Here is a 13,200-nt window from a genome sequence, read left to right as displayed (position 1 = left end):
GCACGCCACCGTCTCGAGTGGCGGCTTAGTCCAACGGGATCTTTTGCCTACCGTTCGCGGAACGGCCGCCCCAGTTTTGATTCAGCTCTTTAGCCCGCGACCGCCAGGCAAAAGACTCTCTGCATTCAGGCCTCTTGAGCAAAAGATTGTTGCCGATGCGACTGCCTATGACACGCCCGAGAAGCGCCAGGCAGCGGCCGATGCGGCCATAGCCGACACCAATATGGCGTTTGGCGCCGCCAACAAGGCCACGGCGCAGCAACTGGCCGCCAACGGCATTGATCCGGGCAGCACGCGCGCCATGTCGGTCATGCAGGGGCAAGGTGTCAATCAGGCCACCTCCAACGCGGGCGCCGCCTTCAATGCGCGCAAAGGCGTGGAATCGGTCGGCCACGCCATGCAGATGGATGCAGCCGGGCTTGGTAGGGGTCTTCCTACTGCGGCAGCAGCAAGTTCGCAAGCAGCAACTTACGCAGGAAACAGTGCATCAGGAACTTCACTCAATGGATTGAATGCTGTCAACTCAGGTGTCGGAGCTGTGCAATCCGGCTATAGCGCGGCATCCAATGCCAGTTTGGGACTTGGAAACCTCTACAACAATGTGGCTCAAACGACCAATCAGGCCAATCAGACAGCAGCGAATTCAAGTAATGCCCTTTGGGGATCACTCGGGAATGTAGCTGGATCATGGGCCGGATCAGAAGCGGGAAGCAACGCCATCAGCGATTGGATTTCAGATGAGGGCGTCAAATCAGACATCAAACCTATCAGCGACGAGGAAGCGCTTTCAGCCATGAGGGCGACGCCGGTGAAGAAATGGAAATACTCGCCTTCCAAGCTGGCGGCGAACGGCATCCCCATGCCTGCGGACTCGGCTGGCGAAAACGTGGGACCCATGGCGCAAAAGGTCAATGAGACCATGGGCGAAGAAGCGGCCCCGGGCGGGAAAACCCTCAACCCGGTAACGATGAACGGCATTGCAATGAAATCAATTCAGGCTCTCGACAAGAGGGTGACAAATCTCGCCAAGATGATTCAAGGCGGAAAAATCAAAGCAGGAGAAAAGAAATGAGCACAATGGCTTTTCTGGCCGGCATGGGCGCCGGCTACCTCGGTGGCAAGGACAAGAAGCTTGAACAAGACCGCCAGGCAGCGCAGGAAAAGCGCCAGCAAGGCGCCTTCGAAATGCAGAAGGTCACCTTCGATCAGAACCAGGCCAACAATGCCACGCTGCGCGCCGCCGGCGCACCGGTTGAAGTAACACCCGAGCAGGGCCCACCGACAGAAGCGCAGTACGCCTCGACACCCGCCGGTCAGGAGCCTGATTCCATCGGCTACCGGGTCGGCAATGGCTTCGGCGCCAAGGACTTTGCCACGCGCGGGCTGGCCGAGACTGCCGCAACGCAACAGAACACGTCGCAGGGAACGCAGGCGCGTCAGATCGCCGCCATGCAGGGCATCGGAGACTTCGCCGGCGCGCAAAAACTTCGCAGCGAAACAGCCAAGGCCACCAGCGAAGAGCAGACGCTGGCCGAAAGCATAACCGCCAGGAGCATTCAGGCCCTGCCATCTTTTGAGCATGTTGGGAAGTACATATCAGACTCCCCGGCAAACAATCAGAATGGATCATTCAAAGGGAAATATGTCGTCAGTCCTGATGGCGCTGTACAGACATTCAATGTGGTCAACCCGGACGGTACATTGACACCAACCCAGCGAACTTTCCCAAATACCCCACAGGGTTTGGAGTTGGCAAAGAATGCACTGGTAGGGGCCATGACACCAGAACAGAAACGCATTCAGGCCCAGCATGACATCACCAACAAACTGGCAGCCGATAAGGAGACTAGCGAAGCGGCATTGCGCGCGGCCAGTGCCAACAAGGAAAACGCCTGGGCCGCAGCTTTGGCTCCCGGCGGAACCAAGGACAAGAGCAATGTTCCTAAAAAATCAGACCATTTCGACGATAAACAATGGGATGCTGCCGCAAAGATTGATAAATCGGTAGTGTCACTTCCAAATTCCGAGTTGGGCAAGGATATTGAATCCGGCGATCTACGCTCGGCCTACCTGAAAACCTTTAATGCAGCTCGTGCTGGTGGCGATATGGCACCAAATGAGGCGGTTGAGTATGCAACGTCCACAATTGTCAAACTGAAGAATGCTGCACAGGCACGAGTTGACCAAGCTCGCGCTGCTGACAAAAATTCTACGTTGACAGTAGATCAGGCGGTGAAAGGCATCATCAGGGAAGCGGCCAGTTTCAAGTCAAGCCAGCCAGCGCCTGCAGCCAGCAGCACCCGCGTGACGCCGCAACAGCAGCAGGCCAATGACAGTGATCGCCCCGTGATCCTGGCGGCAGAACTCAAGAGTGCGCAGGACCGTATGGCCGCTGGCGATCCACGCGCCAGCGACGATATTAACGCCCTCAACAACGAAATAGCCCGACTGCCCCGGGGCTCTGGCCGGCCCGTAGCGCCCACCCCGAGAGCAATCGCCGCCACGCGCGGCTCCGCGCCGGTGGCTTCGGCACCGACGCTGGCGCCCAGCGCACCGGCCCTGGCAACCCGAGGTGTTCAGGCGCCCGCCCCCAGCTATGAGCAATGGCTACAGGCCAAGAACGCCAGGGACCAACTGATCAGCAACGCCAATCAGATGTCGCCCGAGAGCCGCGACCTCTACCTACGAAGCCGACTGCCACAAATCGAGCAGGCCATTCAGTTCAATCAAAACTATAAAACGTACTGAGCACCGCCATGTCGACTACCTCTGACCTCAACGGCTACCTGGATCAACTACCCGATAGCCAGCCGGGAAGAACTTCATCTACGGGTAGTTCTTTGAACGACTATCTGGATCATCTTGACAGTCTTCCGCCACCGCCAATCGCCAACCCAAATGCACCCGGCCAGCTTCGCTCCGGCTTCAACCGGTCCTTCGCCGAAGTGCCCGGCCTGGCCGCAGGCAGCGCCGCCTATGTCGCCGACGTGGTGGGCGCTGATAAAACCCGCGACAAGCTGCTTGACTATGCCAAGAAAAGCAGCGAGGAAGTGCAGGCCGCCCACCAGGGCGATGCAGCCTCCATAACCGATGCCTGGGATGGTAAAACCAGCTGGTCGGACTTCCTCAAGAATGCCACCGGCTACGTGGCGGGACAGGCGCTGCAAGGCATTGCCACCGGTGGACTGGGGGCGCTGGGCGGAAAGATGCTGGCCACGCAGGGTGTCAAGGCAGCAGCCGAACGCACGGCGGCCGAGTTCATCGCCAAGGGCGCCACGCAGGAAGTGGCGACGGCAGCAGCTGCAACAGCCGCAAAATCCTATGCCGCCAAGATGGCCGTGCGTGGCGCGGTGGTGGGTGCCGGCGGCCAGAACCTGAACATGGAACTGGGATCGATCTACCCGGATGCGGTAGATGAGGCGGCAAGCCAGGGCCGCACCTTGGACGGCGGCGACAAATTCCGGGTCGGCGCTTCTGCGCTGGCGGCGGCTGGCGTTGATACCGCCGCCGATGCGATCACGGCCAATCGCGTCTTTCGCGGCAGTCGTGTTGGCCAAGGGGCGGCGAAACCGCCGACCGTGCTGGGCAGTGAAATGCTGGGCCGCGCGGTGCGAGAGGTTCCGGCCGGCATGGTGCGCGAGAGTGGCACCGAGGGTGTGCAGACCGCCATCGAGCACTACGGTGCCGGGCAGCCGATTGCCGACGAGAAGGGAACCCGCGACATCATCGACTCCATGGGCGTGGGCGCGGTCGGCGGCATTCTTGGTGGTGCCGGTGCATCGTTTCATTCACGCAAGGTGGAAGAAGTCGGGCCGTTGTCGCGTGCCGCCAATGCCGACATGGATACGGCAGTCCCGCCGCCCGCATCACCTGCCCTTCAAATCGGGAATACACCCGACCCCTACCTGTCCTTCGCGGACGGAACGGTGGCCCGGAAATCAGAGATTGACACGTACATCAACAGCCTGCCGCCCGAGCAGCAACCGGCGGCGCGCGCCAAGGTCATGGGACTGGCGCCACAACCCGCTACTCCCGCGCAGGCCATGGGCATCGACCCGGCGGACGGCCCCTTGTCCAGCGCTGCCGCCATCGCCGTCAACACCGGCACCACGCAGGAAATCCAGCGCAACGAGGCCAGCGCCGCCGATCAGGCGGCCTATGACGAGGAAGTCGCTGCACAAGAGCAGCAAGCGGAACAGCAAGCCCAGCAGCAGGACAGCGCCGTCAATCCGATCACCACGGGACCGATAGCCGAAGCCGCGATGTCGCCCGAGGACAAACGCGCGATCCTGTTCAGCAACCAGCCGGTAGTCGATGGCGGAATCCAGTACACCGGCACCCAGGACGGCGACATCCTCAACGGCCTGGGCAAGCCCTACGCGACCCGCATGGCGGCGCAGCGGCGCGTCACCATGGAAGGCAAGGACTGGATGGTCGTGCCGGTGTTTGACGGTTTTGTTGCCCGACGAAAGGATGCCCACCATGGGACAACTGATGCAACTGCCGCCGTGGATCAGGGAGCCGATGCAGGAGCAGGCCATCAGCCCACTGGAAGCGGGACAAATTCACTGGCAGAGCCAGTACCAGGAACTGACGGAGCAGGAAGTCTGCCCGGCGCACCTGGTGGACGCGGTGAACCGGATCACGCTGTGGTGGATGCCGGTGACAGTGCCGCCACAGTAGAGGGGGCCAGCCATGTCCAAGACCCAACGCCAGCAGCCCAGCCCGCGCCAGCTCAGGCGACGGGAACAACGCCGCCAGCAGTGGCAGGCAATGCAGCCGCCACCGAAGGACTACCCGGAGCCGGAACCGCTGCCGTGGAAGCCGCTGGGTTAGCGCCAAACCAGAGTTTCGCAGAACTCAAGGCGCAAGCCTACAAGGTAGCCAGTCCCATGTTCGGAAAGGACATTTACAGCGCTGGCGTGCAAAACGACTGGCAAAAGTTGCTTGATTCACTGGATGGAAACGATAGCGCGAAACTGCAGGTTCTGTTTGGAAAATACCGCAAGGACGAAGGACTCGATGGGATGGGGGCAGGCACCTCGGGAGCCGGTCCGGGCCGCGTAAATCAAGCCAAAGCAGGCGCCGCGCAACTGGCACGATTTGCTCGCCTGGGCTTCGATGCGCTCAAGCGGGAAGAGAATCCAGCTTTCTCTGCCGAAAACTCACAAAATCAGCCTAAAGCTCCCGTATCTCATGATAATGAAGCTACTATGGCGGCTCCATGTTCAGCCGCAATCTCGGTGATGCACTCACCAGCGGACTCGATGCAGCCGTAAACGGTCGCAAGACCACCATCGCCGGCTACACCCGGCATGCCACCGACAAGCTGAATGAGACTTTCAGCCATCCGGGTAAGTTGAACTGGTGGCACAAGAGCTTTGGTACCATGAACAACTTGGCCGAGCGCTCGCCTGAGTTCAAGCCGGTGTTTCAGGCGGCGCAGGGCTTCATTGATGACGTCTCGTACTACGCCACCGAGGCAGCCGACATGGCGCCCAATATCCTACCCAAGCTGGAAAAGTGGGTGGACCTGGCCAAGAGCCCAATCACGGCAACCGACAACAAAGCGGTGAGCGCGCCGATCTTCGAGGGCACCCTGAGCTGGGCCCGCGACGAGTCTGGAAAGCCGGTGCGCATGGATGAGCTGGAATCCACTTACGCCAAGCTGGACGACGAGGCCAAGGCGCAGATGCTGCTGAAAAAACGCATCGTGACCGAGAACGAGTTGAAGCGCTGGAAGGCCAGTCCGCTCGACATTTACACCCGTGCCGTGCGCAACCGCTTCGAGACTTCCTTCCTGACGGCGGGGGTGGTCTGGACCGATGCCGAGCTGAAATCACAGTTCAACCTGACGCCCGAGCAGATCAAGTTGTACCGCGAGTTCAGATCCACGGTCGACAAGAGCCTGGACAATCTTGCCAAGGCCGATCTACTGCGCTTCGGTGGTAAGGATGTAGCCATGCTGAGCGATCAGGTCATGGACGCCAAGGATGCCGACGAGGCTGCGGTGCTGCTGCGTGACTACCTGCACAGCCAGCGTGACCTGATGCCCGAGCGCGCCGACGACCTGACGGCGGCGGCCGGCGGCATGATCGACCGGGCCGATAAGGTGAAAAAACTCAAGGCGCAGGGCTACGCGCCACTGTCGCGCTTCGGCAAATACACGGTCGATGTGGTGGTGAATGGCGAGCGCCAGTATTTCAGCCTGTTCGATACCGAGCGCGAATCCAACAAGATGGCGGCCAAGATGCGCATGGAATACGGCACGGCGGCCGTGGGTCAGGGCACCCTGTCCGAGTCCGAGTTCAAGCTGTTCGCCGGCATCACGCCGGAGAGCCTGGAACTGTTCGGCAACATGCTGGGGCTGGACTCTACCGGGGACTCCGAGAGCGACAAGGCATTCCAGACCTACCTCAAGCTGACCAAGACCAACCGCAGCGCCATGCGCCGGATGATCCACCGCAAGGGAATTGCCGGTTTCAGCGAGGACGCCGGCCGGGTGCTGGCCAGCTTCGTCTACAGCAACGCGCGCCAAACATCTGCCGCGCTGCACATGGGCACGCTGGGCGAGGCGGTCAACAACATCCCCAAGAACCAGGGCGAGTTGAAGGACGCCGCGATCGCTCTGGCCGACTACATCAATAACCCTCAGGAGGAAGCTCAAGCGGTGCGCGGCCTGCTGTTTGCGCAGTACCTGGGCGGCTCGATCTCGTCAGCCTTTGTCAACATGACGCAGCCCTTTGCGGTGACCTTCCCCTGGCTGAGCCAGTTTGGCGGGGCCAAGCAATCCGGGGCCCAACTGCTGCGCGCGATGAAGGACATGGCCGCCAGGGACACGGTTTGGTCGCCTGACCTGGCCAAAGCCTTGAAGCACGCCGAAGAGAACGGAATTGTCTCGCCTCAGGAGGTCCATCAGTTGATGGCACAGGCGCGCGGGGCGAGCACGCTCAAGTCGGGCGACGGCACGCGCACCGGGGACGCCCTGGCAGCCGCCAGCAACGCGATCTCCAAACTGTCGCTGGGCTGGGGTAAGGTGTTCGGCATGGCCGAGCAACTGAACCGGCGCTCGACCTTCATTGCGGCCTACCGGGTGGCGCAGGCGCAGAAAATGAAAGATCCTGCAGAATTCGCAGAGCGCGCGGTGAACGAAACCCAGTTCATCTACTGCGTTGACGGCGAAACCGAGTGCCTGACCACCGACGGCTGGAAGAAGCGCAACGATATCCAGCCGGGTGCGGTGCTGGTGGGCATCGATGCCACTGGGAAGGCCATTGAAACGCCACTGGTCGATGTCCATCACTTCCCCGGTCGTCACCAAGTCACGCAGTTCAGCAACGCGACCAATTTCTCGATGGTGGTGACTGACGGCCACGACTCTGTGGTGCAGAACTACGACAGCCGGATGATGAAATGGGGACGGCCACTCAAACGCAAGACGGTGGACCTGAAAGGAGGCCACCAGTTGATGCGCGTTCCGAACGCTCCGATTGACCGCCCCGCCAGCATCGGCGACGACATGGCCGCCCTTCTTGGGTGGATTGCCGCCGAAGGCAACTACGCGAAGTTCAGGAACTGCACGGCACGCACCAATGTTCGACTCACGCAGTCGCTGAAGCATAACCCTGAATACGTGGCCGAAATCGAGGCGCTGCTGCAACGCCTTGGAGGCCACTACCGCAGGTTTACGATCAAGGGCGGCGAGATGGTGATCTTCACCCTGAAGCGCCCGTTGTCCGACGCTGTGCGAAAGCTGATGCCCGACAAGCTGCTGGCATGGAGCATGGTGCGAACCATGGCGGCCAGCGAAATGCGCGAAGTGGTGGACGCATTTTCAAAAGGCGACGGTACTCTCGTCCAGGATGGTGGATGGTGCATTGGTCAAAAGATCGAGCAGAGCCTGCACGTCATGCAAGCCATGGCTGCTATGCTAGGCCAGAACGCCACTCTGTACCCATCCAGGGATGCGGAATCTGGCAAAGTGGCTCATTTGTATCTGCACAAAAACACCAAGCGCACGATGGTCAAACAGCTTCATAAGGAAGTTACCTTTGTCGAAGATGGCGTATGGTGCCCAGAAACCGAGTCCGGGACCTGGATTGCCCGGAGAAATGGCGCGATCTTTGTCACAGGAAACTCGAAGGCCAACAAGATGAAGTTCGGCCGCGGCGCCATCGGTGGCACCTTGATGACGTTCAAAACGTACTCGATCGCCTACTTGGAGTTGTTGAGCCGTATGGCGACCCAAGGCGGACCCGAGGGCAAGAAGGCGGTTGTGCTGGCCTTGGCCGTCATGATGCTGATGGGCGGCGCCGGAGGCCTGCCGTTCATGGAGGACATCACCGACCTGATTGACGGCTTGCTGCAGCGACTGGGCTACAACATCAGTACCAAGAAGGCCAAGCAGCAGTTCCTGGAGGACTTGTTCGGCAAGACCGGCGCCGACTTCATTGACCGCGGGGTTTCCGGCCTGCCGGGTATGCCGCTGGATGTGACCGGTCGGCTGGGCATGGGCAACGTCATCCCCGGAACTGGCTTGTTCCAGTCCAAAAGCAGCCATGCCAGCGACCTGGGGGAACTGGTGGGACCGGCTGGAGACTTGGCCAAGCGTGCATTCGACGCCAGCGGAAAATTGCTGGGCGGCGATGTGGGCGGCGCGGCGCTGGCCATGTCACCGGTGGCGGTTCGCAATGCGGCCAAGGGTGCGGATATGGCCAGCACCGGCATGTACCGCGACGCCAAGGGCTACAAGGTTCTCGACACCACGATGCTGGAAGCTGCATTGAAGTCGATTGGATTCCAGCCTGAGACCGTGGCCAACGTGCAGGATTCCAACTATATCAACCAGAAGGCCAAGAACTTCTACGTGCAGACCGCTTCAGAGATTCAATCTGAGTGGGCCAAAGGCATCTTTGAGAAGGATCAAGATCAGATCAATGCGGCGCGCGCCAGGATGCAGGATTGGAATGAAAAGAACCCGGACCAGCGCATGAAGGTCAACATGCCAGCCGTATTGAAGCGTGTGATGGAAATGCGCAAGCCCAAGGATCAGCGCGTTGCCGATACAGCACCCAAAGCGATGCGGGCACAGATGCGCCGGGAGTTGGCGCAGGCGCATGCTGATGCAATGTGACGTGTCACTTGTGACGCTTTGGCGATAGCCAATTCGGAGGAATGGTGGAAATCACACCATGAATGCAGCTACTTCACAAATAACGAACTGGAGTTGAAATGAGAAATTGCACATCCGATGACGACCGTGATTTCGAACGATCGAATTCTGACGAGGGCGACGGGATCGCAAGTGATTCGGTTGCACCAGGAACCATTGCCTACGAAGCAATGCAGTTTATTCGCGCCCAGGAGGGCGAAGTTGGAACGACAGCTTTAGCGAATGGCATTGGCCGATCAGCCAAACGATTGCCGCAATACCTGTCACCCGCACGGCGCGCCGGTATGCTGGCGCGCCGCATAGAAAATGGCTTTGCACTTTGGCGTCTTGGCCCCAATTCCGACAAGACCCAAGAACCGGAGATTGCACCTGATGAAAAAGTGGTGGTCAAGGTCAGCGCCCTGGCGGCTCCCAGCATCTTCGCTTATGCCGACCAGCGTAGTGCAGCCCCTTTTTCCGCAGCGCTTCATACAGATGGTAGGCTGAGCTTGGAAAGGCATGGAAGACTGCTTATGGAGTTGACGAATGCAGAGAGAATCATCTTGGTCTCAGCCGCTTCCATAGGGGTCAGTCCAGGCTGAAGCCGATCCCACCCGCATCGAGCTCAATGGCATGGCCCAGCCTGACAACGTTGAGCCGGCGGCGATCACACCCCAAGAGCCGGTCAGCCAGAACGGTGCAGTTACCCAGCCGCCGGTCAATCACGTCGCCGCAATCGGTTCTGCTGCAAATGTCGATGAAGCTATTGCAGCGGCCGGCGCCGCAGTCAACGCCTCTCCAGTCGCACACCAGGTGACAGAGGCGATGCCGCAGTCCATCCCTGCACAACCGGCAGCACCAGAGCCCGCACCGGTTCCGGTGTCAATGGCGCTACCTCCGGTCGATGGCGTGGCGTCAAAGGAGCCGACATCCACTTGGTACGGCCGCCGCGGCGATGGTTACGAGGCGGTCGGTGATGCTCAAATGGCCATGCGGTCAAGGCAAAAAGCAGCACCTGAAATGGATTGGCGGGTAGAGACAATGCCCAACGGGCGCTACCGGCTGGCCGGGTATCAGTCGAATCAGAATGGCGGGGCTGCTGGCCAGGACGCTTTCACTTCGTCATCTGCTTCATTTGAGTCAATGCCCCGGTCGGACGGAACCCTGGCGATCAAGGGCGACTCCCGCTCCATCATGCAAACCCTGCTTGCTGCTGGCATACCTGCAAACAGCCTGCTTGGCAGTGACTGGTGGCTTTGCCGTGATCGCCTAGGCGGGCGCATTACTAATGATGAACCTCGGGTTAACAGTGCGAGTTAACAGTCGAGTTAACACTTAAAATACCTCCCGAACCGCTGTATCCTCTATTTGCTATGGCATGGGGTGCCATCAAAAAGAACGAATAGCTCAAGCCGCGTATTCGCCATCAATGACAGGTTAAAAGATAATTTTCATGTGATTCAAAAGCCGCAACAACGAAGGCATCCGATGCCAATACCGCGTGCGCATGGCGAAGAAAGGCCGGTCATGACTGAGGCCGCTCAGCCAAATCTTTCATGCGGGGCATACCGGAAACCTGGCAACCTGGCAACCTGATTGCGAAGATGGGAAGATTGGACTTCCGCCAACGAACCAAGGAGACAATCATGACCACCCAAGAGGACCGAGTGATATTTCGCGCCGAACTGTGCACCATGCTCAATGTCGGCAGTGAGTGCATACGCCGCTGGCTGCTGGCCGGCCGCATTCCAAAACCGGATGTGGCCATCACCAACCGTACCGTAGGCTGGAAGCTGTCAACCCTGCGCGATGCTGGTATTGGGCTGCTTTAGCCAACGGAGACAGCATCATGACCAGACCCAGCCTTACCACCTGGGTTTGTTTCACGGCGTTGTTTGCCGCCAGCGGTATCGAAGGACTCCGTTTCAAATGACACCTGGCTTTCAGGAAAAACGTTCCGCATCGCTGGTAATGGGATTGCAAAGCTGGCAATGCTTGTACTCACTCAATAAACCAAGGACAACACATGAGCATCGTCACACAAGCCATCATTGCCGACAAATACGGCCTGCGCCTGACGGTTGACCAGTTGGGCGAGTGCATCGGACTGGCGCGCAGCACCATCTACAACCAGATCGTCAAAGGCGAGTTCCAGATCCCGACTTACCTTGATGGCGCCAAGCGCTTCTGCGACTACCGAGACGTGGCTGCTTACATCGACGACTGCCGCGCGCGGGCATGTTCTGGCTTGGCTTGAAGGGCGCAACGTCGTAGCATCTAACGGGGGGATCAACTGGGCAGCGATTAAATAAGACCGGGAGCTTAGGCCTCGGGCCACCAGTCTGGCTTCTGCCGACTGAATGACAGCGCCCTGAACTCTGCCATGGCCTGCTCCACTGGGCCGGCTTCGGCATGGTGCCGTCGCATAGTGGCAACCCAGCTCCGCAGGATCGTTGCGGTGCGCAAAGATTCCTTGGCTCCGGCGTTCCCCAGTTGGTCGAGGAACCGGGTAACGGCCTGGTGTTGCTCAAACTTGCCGGCCAGGCTGAGCAGCTGCTGATACTCACCCTTGATTGCGGACGCCGCTCTGGTCTCACCTGGCACGAGTTCCAACCAGTCTGCCTTGATGGCTGCTCCGGCCTTGGGTTGAGGCGTCCCCTTGACCTCATCATCATTGACCGTCTGCTTGGTAGCGGCTGGCGGCTTCGCTGCGATCGCTGCGGCCGCAGCGTCGTCCAGATTGAACGGAATGACAGAGTCATCCTCGGGCCGTGGCAGCGGAGCCCTTTCTGGCACCTGTCCAGTTTGGAGTTGCCGCCAGTAGCCCCTTGGTGGAGTTGGGATCTCTGCTTGTTTGCAGATGGTGCCCAACCGGACATCCGAAATGCCCAGGCGCTTGGCGACGTGGTAGACCGGGTCTTTCCACACCGCATTGTGAAGGTCAGACCGCTTCATCGGTGGCTTTCGGGTCTTCCTGATTGAGCCAAGCAATGACTACCGAGCCCTTCCAAACAGGAATCCTATCCATCAGGTTGCGCATCGGCGGCGGAAACTTCCCGGCAAGCACCATCCGTCTAAAGGTGGCTTTTGATACGGGCACGATTGCCGGTAACAACTGCGAGCGGCGGACCAGACTATTGCCAGTCAATGTGAATCTTTCTGAAGACTGTTTCATATGCATGAACCATGTAGTTGAACAAGGACCGCATCCTGCCCATCCTGGTGCCCTATGAATAGATTCAGACCATTCAACCCATTCACCGCCCGGCGATTGATTCCCCTCTGTAGATGGGGTTCAACCCATTTATTTTCTACGGGTGGTGCGTGGACCCGGCGGCAAGTTGTCGGCGCGCAGTATGGTCGCCATTGCTTTGCTGATGTTGTCGCTGTTGGTGCGCTGGAAGAGCCAAGCTGCGACTACCTTGTTTGACTTTGCCGTTGTAGGTCTTTCCGGGTCATAGTTGCCACCCTCGGAGACCGGTTTCCAGAAGTGGTTTGCGGCTGCCACCAGGTGGCCCAGCATTACCGTGTCGTGCGTGCCCCAAGGCCACTTGTGAGCCGGTTCCTGCTTGACGGCCTTTGACATGAGTACCCGAGGGAATTCTGGCGGCAATGGCATTTCAAGCGCTTGCGCCCAATGCGCGTAATCAGAGAGCACCACATACCGCAAGTCATACTCAGCGTCGGGATCGCCGTCGCTATCAATGATGCCGTCTTTTACGTATTGACGGGCCACGACGATTCGCTCTTGGTAAAGGCGCCCGTTTGACTCACTGGGAAAGTTGTCGCCGTATTTAATCGATCTGTGCGTCATCCGATCCGGATCCAGGTCGCAGTGCAGTGCAACAGCTTTCCAGAGTTGGGCTCGTCGCATTCTTGACCACTTGCGCCAGGTATCGGCATTGGCGAGGTGGAGGGCTGGATGTCCGGTAAGCATTTCCCCGTTAACAACTACGGGTGATTCAGGGGTCTTCCCTTGATTCACGGCTTCGTGTTGGTGTTCGTCGGGCTTCGTCTCAGGGATTCGTTCCACGCATTGCTCCAGGTAA

The 13,200-nt window shown here is 59.3% G+C and carries 11 protein-coding genes; 8 read left to right on the top strand and 3 right to left on the bottom strand.

Annotated features, from left to right (window positions below):
• The 8 genes from WA157_RS15225 to WA157_RS15190 form a co-directional block, all read left to right on the top strand.
• On the top strand, window positions 1-1,072 hold a 1,072-nt coding region (locus WA157_RS15225; protein WP_422621772.1), incomplete at its 5' end, for a tail fiber domain-containing protein.
• A gap of 23 nt (window positions 1,073-1,095) precedes the next feature.
• Window positions 1,096-2,748, top strand: a complete 1,653-nt coding sequence (locus tag WA157_RS15220; protein WP_422621771.1) for a hypothetical protein — start codon at window positions 1,096-1,098, stop codon at window positions 2,746-2,748.
• A gap of 8 nt (window positions 2,749-2,756) precedes the next feature.
• Entirely contained in the window at window positions 2,757-5,279 is a 2,523-nt protein-coding gene (locus WA157_RS15215) for a hypothetical protein (RefSeq protein ID WP_422621770.1), read from the top strand.
• On the top strand, window positions 5,225-9,133 hold the full coding sequence (locus tag WA157_RS15210) for a PLxRFG domain-containing protein (protein ID WP_422621769.1): 3,909 nt from the start codon (window positions 5,225-5,227) through the stop codon (window positions 9,131-9,133). The genes WA157_RS15215 and WA157_RS15210 overlap by 55 nt, the downstream gene beginning before the upstream one ends.
• Before the next feature lie 98 nt (window positions 9,134-9,231).
• Window positions 9,232-9,753 carry a hypothetical protein gene (locus WA157_RS15205; RefSeq protein ID WP_422621768.1) on the top strand — a complete coding sequence of 174 codons (522 nt, stop codon included), beginning with the start codon at window positions 9,232-9,234 and terminating at the stop codon, window positions 9,751-9,753.
• A gap of 31 nt (window positions 9,754-9,784) precedes the next feature.
• Window positions 9,785-10,471: a hypothetical protein gene (locus WA157_RS15200; protein WP_422621767.1), complete on the top strand. Its 687-nt coding sequence runs from the start codon at window positions 9,785-9,787 to the stop codon at window positions 10,469-10,471.
• Between the two features lie 326 nt (window positions 10,472-10,797).
• Window positions 10,798-10,983: a helix-turn-helix transcriptional regulator gene (locus WA157_RS15195; RefSeq protein WP_422621766.1), complete on the top strand. Its 186-nt coding sequence runs from the start codon at window positions 10,798-10,800 to the stop codon at window positions 10,981-10,983.
• 194 nt (window positions 10,984-11,177) lie between these two features.
• A complete protein-coding gene (locus tag WA157_RS15190; RefSeq protein WP_422621765.1) occupies window positions 11,178-11,408 on the top strand; it encodes a helix-turn-helix transcriptional regulator in 231 nt (76 codons plus the stop codon).
• 65 nt (window positions 11,409-11,473) lie between these two features.
• Here WA157_RS15190 and WA157_RS15185 read toward each other — a convergent pair whose 3' ends face one another.
• The 3 genes from WA157_RS15185 to WA157_RS15175 all read right to left on the bottom strand — a co-directional run bounded on the left by WA157_RS15185 (window position 11,474) and on the right by WA157_RS15175 (window position 13,184).
• On the bottom strand, window positions 11,474-12,106 hold the full coding sequence (locus tag WA157_RS15185; RefSeq protein ID WP_422621764.1) for a hypothetical protein: 633 nt from the start codon (window positions 12,104-12,106) through the stop codon (window positions 11,474-11,476).
• A complete protein-coding gene (locus WA157_RS15180; RefSeq protein WP_422621763.1) occupies window positions 12,093-12,326 on the bottom strand; it encodes a helix-turn-helix transcriptional regulator in 234 nt (77 codons plus the stop codon). Before WA157_RS15180 ends, WA157_RS15185 begins: the two co-directional genes overlap by 14 nt.
• A 129-nt stretch (window positions 12,327-12,455) precedes the next feature.
• Window positions 12,456-13,184, bottom strand: a complete 729-nt coding sequence (locus WA157_RS15175) for a hypothetical protein (protein WP_422621762.1) — start codon at window positions 13,182-13,184, stop codon at window positions 12,456-12,458.
• Window positions 13,185-13,200: the final 16 nt, after the last annotated feature.

Source organism: Rhodoferax ferrireducens (assembly GCF_049302455.1).
In the GTDB taxonomy this organism is placed as follows: domain Bacteria; phylum Pseudomonadota; class Gammaproteobacteria; order Burkholderiales; family Burkholderiaceae_C; genus Rhodoferax; species Rhodoferax ferrireducens_B.
Note: the sequence above shows the minus strand (reverse complement) of the source record. Positions and strands in the feature narration are given on the sequence as shown.

What these genes read in the sequence shown, in the direction of transcription:
- WA157_RS15220 (WP_422621771.1), top strand. Translation starts at nt 1,096, where the DNA reads ATGGGCGCCGGCTACCTCGGTGGCAAGGACAAGAAGCTTGAACAAGAC.
- WA157_RS15215 (WP_422621770.1), top strand. Translation starts at nt 2,757, where the DNA reads ATGTCGACTACCTCTGACCTCAACGGCTACCTGGATCAACTACCCGAT.
- WA157_RS15210 (WP_422621769.1), top strand. Translation starts at nt 5,225, where the DNA reads ATGTTCAGCCGCAATCTCGGTGATGCACTCACCAGCGGACTCGATGCA.
- WA157_RS15205 (WP_422621768.1), top strand. Translation starts at nt 9,232, where the DNA reads ATGAGAAATTGCACATCCGATGACGACCGTGATTTCGAACGATCGAAT.
- WA157_RS15200 (WP_422621767.1), top strand. Translation starts at nt 9,785, where the DNA reads ATGGCCCAGCCTGACAACGTTGAGCCGGCGGCGATCACACCCCAAGAG.
- WA157_RS15195 (WP_422621766.1), top strand. Translation starts at nt 10,798, where the DNA reads ATGACCACCCAAGAGGACCGAGTGATATTTCGCGCCGAACTGTGCACC.
- WA157_RS15190 (WP_422621765.1), top strand. Translation starts at nt 11,178, where the DNA reads ATGAGCATCGTCACACAAGCCATCATTGCCGACAAATACGGCCTGCGC.
- WA157_RS15185 (WP_422621764.1), bottom strand. Translation starts at nt 12,106, where the DNA reads ATGAAGCGGTCTGACCTTCACAATGCGGTGTGGAAAGACCCGGTCTAC.
- WA157_RS15180 (WP_422621763.1), bottom strand. Translation starts at nt 12,326, where the DNA reads ATGAAACAGTCTTCAGAAAGATTCACATTGACTGGCAATAGTCTGGTC.